The organism is Caballeronia catudaia (genome assembly GCF_001544755.2).
Lineage (GTDB): Bacteria > Pseudomonadota > Gammaproteobacteria > Burkholderiales > Burkholderiaceae > Caballeronia > Caballeronia catudaia.
The window spans coordinates 164,242-177,305 of sequence record NZ_FCOF02000004.1 but is presented as its reverse complement, the minus strand read 5'-3'; the positions used below and the strand labels follow the sequence as shown (position 1 = coordinate 177,305).

13 protein-coding genes are annotated in these 13,064 nt (G+C 63.1%); 9 read left to right on the top strand and 4 right to left on the bottom strand.

Annotated elements, in window-relative coordinates; all coding sequences use genetic code 11:
• Window positions 1–32 precede the first annotated feature (32 nt).
• The 4 genes from AWB75_RS06265 (at window position 33) to AWB75_RS06255 (ending at window position 1,647) form a co-directional block, all read left to right on the top strand.
• The gene (locus tag AWB75_RS06265; RefSeq protein ID WP_061123208.1) at window positions 33–500 is read left to right on the top strand and encodes an RbsD/FucU family protein; all 468 of its coding nucleotides are present in this window, start codon (window positions 33–35) and stop codon (window positions 498–500) included.
• Window positions 501–607: 107 nt separating this feature from the next.
• Window positions 608–757 (top strand): hypothetical protein, encoded by a 150-nt coding sequence (locus AWB75_RS37630; protein ID WP_159462770.1) that lies wholly within the window; start codon window positions 608–610, stop codon window positions 755–757.
• 133 nt (window positions 758–890) lie between these two features.
• Entirely contained in the window at window positions 891–1,214 is a 324-nt protein-coding gene (locus tag AWB75_RS06260; RefSeq protein WP_061123207.1) for an ArsR/SmtB family transcription factor, read from the top strand.
• Complete coding sequence (locus tag AWB75_RS06255) at window positions 1,207–1,647, top strand: SRPBCC family protein (protein ID WP_061123323.1); 441 nt, start codon at window positions 1,207–1,209, stop codon at window positions 1,645–1,647. Before AWB75_RS06260 ends, AWB75_RS06255 begins: the two co-directional genes overlap by 8 nt.
• 54 nt (window positions 1,648–1,701) lie before the next feature.
• Here the strand turns inward: AWB75_RS06255 and AWB75_RS06250 are convergent, their stop codons facing one another.
• The 4 genes from AWB75_RS06250 to AWB75_RS06235 all read right to left on the bottom strand — a co-directional run bounded on the left by AWB75_RS06250 (window position 1,702) and on the right by AWB75_RS06235 (window position 7,081).
• On the bottom strand, window positions 1,702–3,108 hold the full coding sequence (locus AWB75_RS06250; RefSeq protein WP_061123206.1) for an NCS2 family permease: 1,407 nt from the start codon (window positions 3,106–3,108) through the stop codon (window positions 1,702–1,704).
• Between the two features lie 324 nt (window positions 3,109–3,432).
• Complete coding sequence (gene ggt, locus AWB75_RS06245; RefSeq protein ID WP_061123205.1) at window positions 3,433–5,166, bottom strand: gamma-glutamyltransferase; 1,734 nt, start codon at window positions 5,164–5,166, stop codon at window positions 3,433–3,435.
• Between the two features lie 84 nt (window positions 5,167–5,250).
• Window positions 5,251–6,012 carry an SDR family NAD(P)-dependent oxidoreductase gene (locus AWB75_RS06240; RefSeq protein WP_061123204.1) on the bottom strand — a complete coding sequence of 254 codons (762 nt, stop codon included), beginning with the start codon at window positions 6,010–6,012 and terminating at the stop codon, window positions 5,251–5,253.
• A 148-nt stretch (window positions 6,013–6,160) separates the two neighbouring features.
• Window positions 6,161–7,081: a LysR substrate-binding domain-containing protein gene (locus tag AWB75_RS06235; protein WP_061123203.1), complete on the bottom strand. Its 921-nt coding sequence runs from the start codon at window positions 7,079–7,081 to the stop codon at window positions 6,161–6,163.
• 450 nt (window positions 7,082–7,531) lie between these two features.
• On the opposite strand from AWB75_RS06235, the gene AWB75_RS06230 reads away from it, so the two are divergent.
• Genes AWB75_RS06230 through oppF form a run of 5 tightly spaced genes read left to right on the top strand, consistent with a single transcriptional unit; the run spans window position 7,532 to window position 12,985 of the window.
• A complete protein-coding gene (locus tag AWB75_RS06230) occupies window positions 7,532–9,178 on the top strand; it encodes a peptide ABC transporter substrate-binding protein (protein ID WP_061123202.1) in 1,647 nt (548 codons plus the stop codon).
• 18 nt (window positions 9,179–9,196) lie between these two features.
• Window positions 9,197–10,117, top strand: coding sequence for an oligopeptide ABC transporter permease OppB (gene oppB, locus AWB75_RS06225; protein WP_061123201.1), 921 nt, complete (start codon window positions 9,197–9,199; stop codon window positions 10,115–10,117).
• A gap of 11 nt (window positions 10,118–10,128) precedes the next feature.
• Window positions 10,129–11,019, top strand: coding sequence for an ABC transporter permease subunit (locus tag AWB75_RS06220; RefSeq protein ID WP_061123200.1), 891 nt, complete (start codon window positions 10,129–10,131; stop codon window positions 11,017–11,019).
• Window positions 11,020–11,022: 3 nt separating this feature from the next.
• A complete protein-coding gene (locus AWB75_RS06215; RefSeq protein WP_061123199.1) occupies window positions 11,023–12,009 on the top strand; it encodes an ABC transporter ATP-binding protein in 987 nt (328 codons plus the stop codon).
• A complete protein-coding gene (gene oppF / locus AWB75_RS06210; RefSeq protein WP_061123198.1) occupies window positions 12,002–12,985 on the top strand; it encodes a murein tripeptide/oligopeptide ABC transporter ATP binding protein OppF in 984 nt (327 codons plus the stop codon). Before AWB75_RS06215 ends, oppF begins: the two co-directional genes overlap by 8 nt.
• Window positions 12,986–13,064: the final 79 nt, after the last annotated feature.

Here is a 13,064-nt window from a genome sequence, read left to right as displayed (position 1 = left end):
GGCCTGTCTTACCTCATGGAGAACAAAAAAACATGTTGAAGAACATCGATCCGCTGCTCAATCCCGACATTCTTCACGCCCTCTGCGCGATGGGGCACGGAGACGAAGTCGTCATCTGCGACGCCAACTTTCCCTCCGATTCCGTCGCGCGCCGGACCGTGCTCGGACGCGTGCTGCGGCTCGACGGCGTGAGCGCGCCGCGCGCGGTGCGGGCGGTGCTGTCGGTGTTGCCGCTGGATACGTTCGTCGAGCATCCTGCCGAACGCATGGAAGTCGTCGGCGATGCGGCCGCGCAGCCCGCGGTCCAGCGCGAGGCCCGGCGAGAAGTCGACGCCGCCGAAGGCCGTGCGGTGCCTTTCGCGTCGATCGAGCGTTTCGCGTTCTATGAGCGCGCGAAAAGCGCCTATTGCGTCATCGCGACGGGCGAAACGCGCGGTTACGGCTGCTTCATCTTCAAAAAGGGCGTACAACTCGCGCCCGACGCGCCGCAGCAAGATTGACCGACGAACCTAGGGAATACCCTGTTGCTTTTTTGACAAGTTGTTGCAATGCAGCGTAATCGGCGTATATTGAGGGTTATCCCTTAGCTACTTACCCCGAGACGCTCATGAAAACCACCGCTCAACAATCCTTGTTCGTTTCGTTCGGTTCCTCGCTGCGCGCCGCCAAGGCTGCGCTGCGTCGTGAGTGGAACCGTGCGCTGCAACTGCATCTGCAAAACTGCGAGATCCTCGTCGAATCGTATCGCCGTAAGTAAGTAGCGCGCAGCAGCATCAGCATCACCGGTTAAGCGCATCATCGACGCCCCGGAAGCCTCAGGCTTCCGGGGCGTCGTCGTTTCTGGTTGCGCGCGCGCTTGACATGCAACCAAATGGTTGCATAATGTCTTCATGGATGACGATTCGGTTTTCCGCGCCCTGGCGGATGCGAGCCGCAGGCAGCTTCTCGACCGGCTGCATATCGAGAACGGCCAGACGCTCGGCGAACTGTGCGAAGGCCTTCGCATGACGCGCCAGGCCGTGTCGAAACATCTCGCGATACTCGAAGCCGCGAATCTCGTGGCGACGCAGCGTCACGGCCGCGAGAAGCGTCATTTTCTCAATCCGGTGCCGATCCACGAGATCGCGCAACGCTGGATCAGCAAGTTCGAGCTTTCGCGCCTGGATGCGCTGTCCGACCTCAAACGCACGCTTGAAGGAGACGATCATGACTAGCGAAACCTTTGTCTATGTCACCTACATTCGCACGACGCCCGAGAAGCTCTGGGCCGCGCTGACGACGCCCGAGTGGCAGAAGCAGTACTGGTTCGCGATGCACCAGGAGTCCGGCTGGACCGCAGGCTCCGCGTGGAAGATGTTGTTTTCCGATGGACGCGTCGCGGATTCGGGCGAAGTGCTCGAAGCGGAACCCGGACAACGCCTCGTGCTGAAGTGGCGCAACGAATTCCGCGACGATCTGAAGGACGAAGGCTGGTCGCGCTGCACCTACGACATCGAAAGGCATGGCAACGACGCCGTTAAGCTCACCGTCACGCACGTGAGCGAAGGCCGCAAGTTCATCGAGGCCGTGTCGGGCGGCTGGCCCAAGATTCTCTCGAATCTCAAGTCGTTGCTGGAGACGGGAAGCGTCGCCATCGAGATGAAGTAAACGCAAAAACGGCGCGCCGTTCTGTCGAACGAGCGCGCCGTTCCCGCGAGATAACTAGATCGCCCAGCCGCCGAGATAGAACACGGCGAGCACCACCGCGATCGCCACCGTGCCGACATTCAGCTTGCGCCATTCGCCCGCGACGATCCGGCCGATCACGAGCGTGCAGAAGCCGAGCATGATGCCCGTCACAATATTCGCCGACAGCACGATATACACCGCGCAGACGAGGCCGGACATCGTGTCGACGGTGTCCTCGAAATGCAGCTTGCTCACGTTGCCGAGCATCAGGAGACCGACGTACATCAGCGCGGGCGCCGTCGCGTAGGAGGGCACGAGCGAGGCGAGCGGCGAGAGGAACATCACCGCGAGGAAAAGCACGCCGACGACCGTCGCCGCGAGGCCCGTCTTCGCGCCCGCCGCCACGCCCACCGACGATTCGATATACGCCGCCGCCGGCGCGCCGCCGAAGCAGGCCGAGAAGATCGAGCTCAGCGAATCCGCGGTCAGCGCGCGGCCGCCATTGACGATGCGCCCGTTCTGGTCGATCTGGCCTGCCTGGCCCGCAACCGCGCGGATCGTGCCGGTCGCGTCGAACACGGCGGTCATGACGAGGGCGAGCACGCTCGGCAGCACGGCCATCGAGAGCGCGCCCTTGATGTCCATCGCGCCGATCAGCGAGGAATGGCCCGGCGCCGACAGCGCTGGCCACGCGAACACGCCATGAAAGCGCACGGACGGATCGAAGATCAGGCCGATCGCCGACAGACCGATCACGACGAGCAGGATGCCGCCCGGCACGCGCCGGCGCTCCAGGCCGAAGATCGCGGCGAGACCGAGCACCGACATCAGCACGGGAAAGGCCGTGATATGCCCGAGCGACACCGGCATGCCGGGTGCGGGATTCTTGATGATCAGGCCGACATCGTTCGATGCGATCAGCAGCAGAAACAGGCCGATGCCGATGCCCGTGCCGTGCGCGACGCCCGTCGGCAGGTTGCGCAGGATCCACGAGCGCACGCCGGTGACGGAGATCGCCGTGAAGACGACGCCCATCAGGAACACTGCGCCGAGCGCGATGGCGGGCGTAAGCCCCTTGCCGAGCACGAGGCCGAAGGCGGTGAACGCGGTCAGCGAAATCGCGCAGCCGATCGCGATCGGCAGACGCGCCCATACGCCCATCAGGAGCGAGCCGAACGCGGTCGTGAGACACACGGCGACGAACACCGCGCTCGTATCGAAGCCTGCCTTGCCGAGCATGCCCGGCACGACGAACACGGAATAGACCATCGCGAGGAACGTCGTGATGCCCGCGACGACTTCGCGTTTCTCGGTGCTGCCGGTTCTGGAAATGCCGAAGTAGCGATCGAGAAAGCCGCCGCTCGCGGCCTCTTTTTGCTCTTCGCGTTCGGTGGGGGAAATGTCGATATCGCCAAGTTGCTGGGCGGAGGATTCCAACATGACTGCTCCTTTATCAGCACGCTGAAACGGAACACCGTGCGCGCATGGTTACGCACTTCGGTCCGTCATCAGGGTCGTCTCGTATGTAGTTCTGGATGATGCCGAGTGACACGCGTTGAGGGCTGCACTCGGTCAGGACAGAGACTAGGGGAACAGAACGCGGGGTCCAATCCCATGAAAAACATGCCGCTCATGCCGAAGGGCTTATATGCCGCGAATCCCATACGGGGCGGGGCTTTCGCAAGAGCGGAAAAAGGCCGGACTAGGGCAAACGCTTAGTCCGGCCGGGGGCGCTAATTTACGCGCTCGCCGTTGTGCGGCGCATTACCGGATGATGCGCGACAGGCCGCGTCCGCGCGGGTCGGACATCGGTTCGGGCTTGTCGCCGTCGATGCGAATCGCCTGAATGTCGCCGTTGAAGCCCTGCATCGTGAACGTGTAGCCCTTCGCTTCCAGTGCCTTGACGACCTCGGGATCGAGCTGTTGATACGGCTCCTGATAGATCGTGTTCGGCGGCAGCAACTGATGATGGAAGCGTGTCGCGCCCACGGCTTCGGGCAGCGGCATCTCGAAGTCGTAGACGTTCGAGAGGACCTGGAAGATCGACGTGAAGATGCGCGAGCCGCCCGGCGTGCCGATCACCATCGCGACCTTGTCGTCTTTCGTGAGGATGGTCGGCGTCATCGAAGAGAGCGGGCGCTTCTTCGGCGCGATGGCGTTCGCATCGCTGCCGACGACGCCGAACATGTTCGGCACGCCCGGCTTCGACGCGAAGTCGTCCATTTCGTCGTTGAGCACGACGCCCGTGCCTTCCGCGACCACGCCCGAGCCGAAATAGCCGTTGATCGTGTACGTGTTCGACACCGCGTTGCCCCACTTGTCGACGACGGAGAAGTGCGTCGTCTCGGCCTTCTCCGGCATCGACGTGCCGAGTCCCGGCTGCACGCTCTTCGTGTCCGAAGGCTCGTCCGGATTCACTTCCTGCGCGCGCTTCAGGATGTAGTCGTCGTTGATGAGCTGCGCGACCGGCACCTTGTAGAAGTCCGGATCGCCGAGATACTGTGCGCGATCGGCGAACACGCGCTTTTCGATCTCCGCGACGAGATGAATGTACTGCGCGGAATCGAGCGGCACGCCGGCGAACTTGTCCTTCAGGTCCGCTTTCATCTTCAGCAGTTGCACGAGACCCACGCCGCCCGAGCTCGGCGGCGGCGCGGTGATCACGCGATAGCCGTTCCAGCTCGCGGTGATCGGCTGACGCCACACGGCCTTGTAGTCCTTCAGGTCGCGTTTCGTGATGAGACCGTGGCCTTCCATCGACCTGGCGATCAGGTCGGCGGTTTCGCCTTCGTAGAAGCCTTTCGCGCCTTTATCGGCGATGCGTTGCAGCGTGTTCGCGAGATCGGGCTGCTTGAACGCCTGGCCCGCCTTCATGCCGCCGAAGTAGAGATCGAAGTTGGTCTTGCCAGCGAAATCCTTCGCGGCGGTGTCGCGCCGCGCGATCAGTTGATCGTCGACGACGAAGCCGTCCTGCGCGTACTTGATGGCCGGCGCGAGCACCTGCTTCCACTTCAGCTTGCCGAAGCGCTTCTGCGCTTCCCACATGCCATCGACGGTGCCCGGCACGCCCACCGCGCGATGCCCGACGAGGCTCATGCCCTTGATGACCTCGCCCTTTTCGTCGAGATACATGTTGCGCGTCGCGGACATGGGCGCGCGTTCGCGGTAGTCGAGAAAGTACGGGCGATGGTCGACGTACAGCGTCATGAAGCCGCCGCCGCCGATATTGCCCGCTTCCGGATACGTGACGGCGAGCGTGAAAGCGATCGCGACGGCCGCATCGACCGCGTTGCCGCCCTGCTTGAAGATCTGTTCGGCGGTGTCGGCGGCGTATTTGTCGGCGACTGCGACGGCCGACGCCGTCAAGACTTGCGGCTGGGCGTCGGACGTCTTCGCATGCGCGGGCGCGGTGTCGACGAATCCCGCCGTGACGAGCGCCGCCGCCACAATGGCGCCGAGCGCGAAAGACCGTAAGCGCGGTTCTTGTTTCAAAAGCATCTCCTGCGTTCTCCTTTATTACGTGCGATGAAAAACTACGTGCTTATACCACGTGCGATGCGGCCCTCGATGCAGGGCATCGACTCAAGGCATGAGCTGGCCGCCGTTCACGTCGATGATCTGGCCCGTCACGTAGCGCGACATCGCTTCCGAGGCGAGATAAAGGAATGCGCCGCTGCAGTCGTCGGGCTCGCCGATGAAGCCCATCGGAATCGCCTTGCGGAACGATTCGAGCTGCTCCGGCGTCGTGAAGCGCTCCTGAAACGGCGTCTGGATCACGCCGGGCGCGACGGCATTCACGCGGATGCGGTCGGGCATCAGTTCCTTGGCCATGCCCTTCGTGATCGTGCTGACGAAGCCCTTCGACGCCGCATACAGCAGCGCGCCTGGCCCGCCGCCGTTGCGCGCCGCCACCGATGTCACGTTGATGATCGAGGCGCCGCCGCCCGAGCGCAGCGACGGCAGCGCCGCGCGCGTGAACGCGACGACCGAGCGCGCGTTGATGTGCATGATCTCGTCGAAGAGCTCGTCGCTCGCGGAGGCGATCGGTTCGCGCTTCACGAGGCTGCCCGCATTGTTGATGAGCACGTCGATCTTGCCGAAGGCATCGACCGTCTGCGCGACGGCGGCATCGATCGCCTTCGAGTCGCGCACGTCGGCGCCGACCGTGATCGCCGTGACGCCGAGCGCGCGCACGTCCCTGGCGACTTCCTCGGCTTTGTCCTTCGAGCTGTTGTAGTGCACCGCGACATTGGCGCCGTACTGCGCGAACGCACGCGCCGCCGCCGCGCCGATGCCGGTGCTCGCGCCGGTGATGAGGATCGATTTGCCTTTGAGATCGTGCATGAGTGCTCCGTGTGGATGATGGCCCGCCGCGCGACGGGCGATGCTTGGAGAGGTTCTGAAGCGCGCGCAACAAACGAGAGTATGAAGCGAAGCGCGAACGCGCGTTTGCCCGGGCCAATTCCGGAGGTGGCGAGGCGCGGGACGCGCGTTAGTCCGCGGCGTCCAGCGGGGCGTCGAACGAATAGTGCTCGACGATGCGCTTCACCGAATCCCGGAACGAGGCGACGAGATCCGAGCGGATGCCGCTGCTCGGATACGACAGCACGTATTCGTATTCGATGTCCGTCTCGAACGGCCGCACGACCACGCCGTGCGCCCGCCAGACTTTCGCGGCGAACGGCTCGACGATCGAAATGCCTAGCCCGCCCGCGACCATCGCGTAGCGCGTGTGGGCGGTGTCGGTGAAAACGGTGTAGCGCGGCCGGTCTTCGGTCGACGAAATGAGCGATTGCTCGGCCTCGTAGGGTTGGCGCGAGTTCGGCAGCCAGCCGATCAGCTTTTCCCCGCGCAAGTCGGCCGGACGGACGATTTTCTTCTTCGCGAGCCTGTGCGTGGCCGGCATCGCGCACGACGCGGGCACCTTGAGCAGCGTCTCCACCTCGATGCCAGCGACCGCGGGAAACGCAAGGCTCAGCGCGATATCGGCCTTGTGGTTCTGCAGATTCACGAGCACTTCGGGCACTTTCACCGAATCGACCTTGATCGGCACGCCGGGGTGCCGCGCGGTGAAATCGGCGAGCACGGGCGGCAGGAGCGTCGTCGCGAGCACGGGCATGCACGCGACCGTGAGGCCATCGGAGGCTTCCTCGCGAATCATGTCGGCAACCTGTTTCAGGCGCTCCAGGCCGAGGAAGTTTTCTTCGACCGACTTGTAGAAACGCAGGCCCGCCGTCGTCGGATTCAGTCGGCCGCCGACGCGCGAAAAGAGACTGAAGCCCAGATCGGCTTCGAGATCGGCGATCAGTCGGCTGATCGCGGGCTGGGTCACATGGAGCTTTTTGGCTGCGCCGACACTGGTGCCGGTCATGATGAGGCTGCGAAAAGCCTCGATCTGGCGGAAACGGATCATCTTGCTGACGGCTGTGAGGCGACTGTTAAAACATGTGGATGCGGCGACGCCGATCTTATAGGAAACAGACACTTGCTGCCGCATCCCTGACCGGCCGCCGCGAACCGACAGTGCGCAGATGCAACAATTCGAACGACTATTCGAAAAATTTAGTGTCTATAAGCACATGTGAGTGGCATCCGTCTTATTGATGCGAAATACTCGCCGCCAGCCTGAAGCGCCGATTGAAAGCTGCCACGTAAGAAAAGAACGATTGGCGTGAGCAGCGAGCGCGCAGTCGGCGCACTGCGTCGGCAGTTGACAGAAAGCTTTTTGTTAGCTTTGCTAATTTCGCAGCGCGTGTGTTTATCTTGATCGCGATAAACAAGCCGATGCACGAACGACCGCGAATGCCGCGAATGCCCACAAAAACCAGCAAGCGATAAACGAGACGAACAAAGAGGACTCCCCATGACGTTTTTTGCCGTTCCCCACGCATCGATCCATCGCACGAAGCTCGCCGCCGCTGCGGCGCTGCTCGCCCTTTCCGCACTGAACGCATCGATCGCGACGGCCGCCATCGTGCCGTCCGGCGTCGCGCTCGCCGCGAAGCAGGAGCTCGTGCGCAACAACGGCTCCGAGGTCGAAACGCTCGATCCGGCGCTGGTGGAAACCGTGGTGGCGGCCAATGTCGCGCGCGATCTGTTCGAAAGCCTGACCGCGACGAACTCGGACGGAACCGTCGTGCCCGGCGTGGCGGAGAAATGGGAGCAGAAAGACGCCACGACCTGGATCTTCCATTTGCGCAAGAACGCCCGCTGGTCCAATGGCGATCCCGTCAGCGCAAACGACTTCGTCTACGGTTGCCAGCGCTTCCTCGATCCGAAAACCGCGTCGTCATATGCGAGCGTGTACGGAACGTTCCTGCTGAACGGCGCGGATATCGTCGCGGGCAAGAAGCCTGTCACCGCGCTCGGCGTGCGCGCCATCGACGCGAGCACGATCGAAGTCAAAACCGATGGCCCCGTGCCGTTCCTGCCGGAACTGATGTCGAATCCGAACCTCGGGCCGGTGCATCGCGCGACCATCGAAAAATTCGGCAAGGACTGGACGAAGCCGGGCAACATCGTCAGCAACGGCGCGTTCCAGCTGAAGGACTGGCAGGTCAACAGCAAGCTCGTGCTGTCGAAGAACGCGAGCTACTGGGACAAGACCAACGTTCAACTGACGCAGGTCACCTATCTGCCGATCGAGGACGAGAACACCGACGTCAAAATGTTCCAGTCGGGCGAGAACGACATGACGTATCAGTTGCCCACCGGCACGTACTCGAAATACAGCCAGCAGTTCCCGAAGGACATCCGCAACTCGCTGATCCTCGGCACGCGCTATTACAGCTTCAACAACCGCGATCCGCTGTTGAAGGACGTGCGCGTGCGCAAGGCGTTGTCGATGGTGATCGACCGCGATCTGCTCGCGCAGCGCGTGACCGCCGATGGCCAGACGCCGCTCTATGGCCTGCTGCCGAAGGGTGTGAGCGGCGCGGACGTGTCGAACTACGAATGGTCTGCGTGGCCGATGGCGAAGCGCGTCGAGGAAGCGAAGAAGCTGCTCGCACAGGCGGGCGTGAAGCCGGGCACGAAGCTGCGTTTCGCGATGAACACGAGCGACTACAACAAGAAGATGGCGATCTTCGTCGCGTCGGAATGGAAGACGAAGCTCGGCCTCACGATGGACATCGAGTCGATGGAGTTCAAGGTGCTGCTGAAGAAGCGTCATGGCGGCGACTATCAGATCGCGCGCAACGGCTGGGTGGCCGATTACAACGACGCAACGACCTTCCTCACGCTAGTGCAGTGCAAATCCGAGCAAAACGACAACTTCAGTTGCAGCCCGAAGGCCGACGCACTCATCAAGGAAGCCGGCGAAACCACCGATCTCGCGAAGCGCACGCAATTGCAGACGCAGGCCGCGAAGATCGCGATGGACGACTATCCGATGCTGCCGCTTCTCCAATACGGCTTGCCGCGTCTCGTGAAGAGCTATGTCGGCGGATACTCGCTGAAGAACCCGATGGATCACTATGGCAGCAAGGATCTGTACATCGTCAAGCACTGACGAAAAGGAGCCTTTCTCATGTGGTCTTACACGCTACGGCGCGTGCTGCTCACGCTGCCGACGCTGCTGATCGTCATCACGGTCTGCTATCTGCTGCTGCACGCGACGCCCGGCGGTCCGTTCGACGGCGAGCGCAAGGTGTCCGCCGAAGTGCTCGCCAACCTTCAGGCGAAGTATCACCTCGGCGAGCCGTTGTGGAAGCAGTATCTCTACTATCTCGATGGCCTCTTGCACGGCGATCTCGGCGCGTCGTTCCGCTACGCCGACTGGAGCGTGAACGATCTCGTGCTGCGCGCGCTGCCGGTGTCGCTCACGATCGGCGGCGTGTCGATGCTGCTCGCGATTCTGATCGGCGTCGGGCTCGGCATCGCGGCGGCGCTGCGTCGCAACAGCGTCGCGGACTACGCGCTGATGCTCGTCAGCAACGCGGGCAATGCGTTTCCGTCGTTCGTGCTCGGACCGGTGCTGATCCTCGTGTTCGCGATCCTGCTGAAGTGGCTGCCGGCGGGCGGCTGGAATGACTTCCAGTTGCGCTACATGGCGCTGCCCGTCGCGCTGCTCGTGATGATCAACGTCGCCACGGTTGGCCGCGTGACGCGCGCGAGCCTGATCGAAGTGCTGAACACGAACTACATCCGCACCGCGCGCGCGAAGGGTTTGCCGATGCGGACCATCGTGCTGCGCCATGCGCTGAAACCGACGCTCATTCCGGTCGTATCGGTGATCGGGCCGCTCGCGATTTCGTCGATCACGGCGGCGGTCGTCACCGAGTCGGTGTTCTCGCTGCCGGGCATCGGCAAGCTGATCGTGAACGGCGCGGCCAATCGCGATTACACGCTCGTGCTCGGTCTCGTCGTGCTCGTGACGGTCGTGGCCGTGCTGCTCAACCTGCTGGTCGATCTCGCCTACGCGTGGCTCGATCCGAAGATTCGCTACTGAGAGGGCACGCGATGAAATCTGCTTCTCTTGCTCCCATGCTGGAAAGGGCTGTCGCGGGCCGCAGTCCGTGGCAGGACGCGCGCGCGCGTTTCCTGCGCAACAAGGCCGCGGTCGTGAGCCTGGCCTTGCTCGTGCTGATTACGCTGGCGTGCATCATCGGACCGTGGCTTTTGCCGAACGCATTCGATTCCACCGACTGGAACGCGACGAGCGTGCCGCCCACACTCGCCAACTGGCATCTCTTCGGCACCGACGACACCGGCCGCGACCTGCTCGTGCGCTGTCTGATCGGCGGCCGCGTATCGCTGATGATAGGAGCGCTCGCCACGCTGACATCCGTGACGCTCGGCGTCGTGTGGGGCGCGATCGCGGGCTTCGTCGGCGGCCGTGTCGACAACGCGATGATGCGTATCGTCGACATGATGTACGCCATTCCGTATCTGCTCATCGCGATCCTGATGGTCACGCTGCTCGGCCGCGAGTTCTATCTGGTCGTCATCACCATCACGATTTTTTCGTGGATGGACATGGCGCGCGTCGTGCGCGGCCAGACGCTCTCGATCCGCTCGAAGGAATACGTCGAGGCGGCGCGCGCGATCGGCGTGCCGACGCGGCGCATCATCGCGCGGCATGTGGTGCCGAATCTGCTCGGCATCGTCGCGATCTACACGACTGTCACCGTGCCCGCCGTGATTCTCACGGAGTCCGTGCTGTCGTTCCTCGGCCTCGGCGTGCAGGAACCGATGACGAGCTGGGGTGTGCTGATCCAGGACGGCGTCGGCGTAATGGAGTCGTCGCCGTGGATTTTGCTGTTCCCGGCGGCGTTCCTGTCGATCACGCTTTACTGCATCAACTTTGTCGGCGACGGGCTGCGCGACGCGCTCGATCCGAAGGACAGGTGAGTCATGCCGCTACTCGAAGTCAAGGATCTTCACGTCGAATTCACGACGCATGACGCCGCCGTGCGCGCCGTCAATGGCGTGAATCTCACGCTGGAAGCGGGCGAGACGCTCGGCATCGTCGGCGAATCCGGCTCGGGCAAGAGCCAGAGCATTCTCGCGATGATGAATCTGCTCGCATCGAACGGAAGGGCGCGCGGGCAGGCGTTTTATCGTGGCGAGAATCTCATCGGCATGTCACACAAGGCGATGAACCGCATCCGCGGCAATCGCCTCTCGATGATCTTTCAGGATCCGATGAGCTCGCTCAATCCGTATCTCACGATCGAGCGGCAGATGACCGAAGTGCTGGAGCTGCACAAGAACGTCACGCGGCGCGAAGCGACGAAGCGCGCGATCTCGATGCTCGAAGCCGTGCGCATTCCCGAAGCGGCGCACCGCATCGGGCAGTATCCGCACGAGCTGTCGGGCGGCATGCGCCAGCGCGTGATGATCGCGATGGCCTTGCTGTGCGAGCCCGAAGTGCTCTTCGCCGACGAGCCGACCACCGCGCTCGACGTCACCGTGCAGGCGCAAATCCTGCAATTGCTGCGTAACTTGCAGCACGACTTCGGCACGTCGATCGTGCTGATCACGCACGATCTGGGCGTCGTCGCCGGGTTGTGCGAAAAGGTGATGGTGATGTACGGCGGCCGCGTGATGGAACAGTGCGACGCGGCCACGCTGTTCTCGAAGCCGTCGCACCCGTACACCATCGGCTTGCTGCGCGCGCTGCCGCGTCTCGATCACGAAGGCGGCGAACTCACCGGCATTCCCGGCAATCCGCCGAACATGGCGCATCCGCCGGCGGGCTGTCCGTTCCACGAACGCTGCGCCGATGCGAGCGCCGAATGCGGTAGTGACGCGCCCGCGCTGAAAGCGGTCGGACCGGGCTGGCTTCGGGCCTGCCATCGTCCGGTTCATCTGATCACGAAGGAAACGAGCCATGTCTGACGCGACGATTCTTTCCGTGCGCGACATGCGCGTGCATTTTCAGGTGAAGCCGAAGAACCGTCTGCCGTGGGCGCCGCGCCGCACGTTGAAGGCAGTCGAGGGCGTCAGCTTCGATCTGAAGGCGGGCGAAACGCTCGGCGTCGTCGGCGAATCGGGATGCGGCAAGTCCACGTTGTCGCGCGCGATCCTGAACCTGATTCCGGCGACGAGCGGCGACATCGTGTGGATGGGCGCGACGCTGTCAGGCGCGGGCAAGCGCGAATGGCACCGCGTGCGCGCCGACGTGCAGATGATCTTTCAGGACCCGCTCGCGTCGCTCGATCCGCGCATGACGATCGGGCAGATCATCGCGGAGCCGCTCGTCGAGCATCGGCCCGGTATGAACAAACGTGAAACCGATGAGCGCGTGCGCGCGATCATGGCCAAGGTCGGCCTGCGCGAGCAGATGATCAACCGCTATCCGCACGAGTTTTCGGGCGGGCAGTGTCAGCGCATCGGCATTGCGCGCGCGTTGATCGTCGAGCCGAAGCTCGTCATTTGCGACGAGCCGGTGTCCGCGCTCGATGTGTCGATCCAGGCGCAGATCGTCAATCTGCTCAAGTCGCTGCAAAAGGAGATGAAGCTCGCACTCATTTTCATCGCGCACGATCTGGCCGTGGTGCGCCACATCTCCGATCGCGTGATGGTGATGTACCTCGGCCGCGTGATGGAGCTCGCCGACAAGCACGCGCTCTACGACACGCCGCGTCATCCGTACACGCGCGCGTTGCTGTCGGCGGTTCCGGTCCCGGACCCGTCCGTGGAGCGCGCCAAGACCGTGCAGATTCTGTCGGGCGATATCCCGAGCCCGATTGATCCGCCTTCGGGATGCGTGTTTCACACGCGCTGCCCGATGGCGCAGGCGCGCTGCTCGCAGGAAGTGCCGGCGTTGCGAACGCTGGGCGCGGGTTCATCGGCGGCGTGCCTGTTTGCGTGACCGCTCAGCCGCGCTGATTCAAAACCCATGACATTCGAGGAAGCAACGCCCCCGCAATAGATAACGTCTTCAGATCAAG

Bases quoted from the DNA above. Each gene is read 5' to 3' on its own strand.
- AWB75_RS06265 (WP_061123208.1), top strand. From the start codon at position 33: ATGTTGAAGAACATCGATCCGCTGCTCAATCCCGACATTCTTCACGCC.
- AWB75_RS37630 (WP_159462770.1), top strand. From the start codon at position 608: ATGAAAACCACCGCTCAACAATCCTTGTTCGTTTCGTTCGGTTCCTCG.
- AWB75_RS06260 (WP_061123207.1), top strand. From the start codon at position 891: ATGGATGACGATTCGGTTTTCCGCGCCCTGGCGGATGCGAGCCGCAGG.
- AWB75_RS06255 (WP_061123323.1), top strand. From the start codon at position 1,207: ATGACTAGCGAAACCTTTGTCTATGTCACCTACATTCGCACGACGCCC.
- AWB75_RS06250 (WP_061123206.1), bottom strand. From the start codon at position 3,108: ATGTTGGAATCCTCCGCCCAGCAACTTGGCGATATCGACATTTCCCCC.
- ggt (WP_061123205.1), bottom strand. From the start codon at position 5,166: ATGCTTTTGAAACAAGAACCGCGCTTACGGTCTTTCGCGCTCGGCGCC.
- AWB75_RS06240 (WP_061123204.1), bottom strand. From the start codon at position 6,012: ATGCACGATCTCAAAGGCAAATCGATCCTCATCACCGGCGCGAGCACC.
- AWB75_RS06235 (WP_061123203.1), bottom strand. From the start codon at position 7,081: ATGATCCGTTTCCGCCAGATCGAGGCTTTTCGCAGCCTCATCATGACC.
- AWB75_RS06230 (WP_061123202.1), top strand. From the start codon at position 7,532: ATGACGTTTTTTGCCGTTCCCCACGCATCGATCCATCGCACGAAGCTC.
- oppB (WP_061123201.1), top strand. From the start codon at position 9,197: ATGTGGTCTTACACGCTACGGCGCGTGCTGCTCACGCTGCCGACGCTG.
- AWB75_RS06220 (WP_061123200.1), top strand. From the start codon at position 10,129: ATGAAATCTGCTTCTCTTGCTCCCATGCTGGAAAGGGCTGTCGCGGGC.
- AWB75_RS06215 (WP_061123199.1), top strand. From the start codon at position 11,023: ATGCCGCTACTCGAAGTCAAGGATCTTCACGTCGAATTCACGACGCAT.
- oppF (WP_061123198.1), top strand. From the start codon at position 12,002: ATGTCTGACGCGACGATTCTTTCCGTGCGCGACATGCGCGTGCATTTT.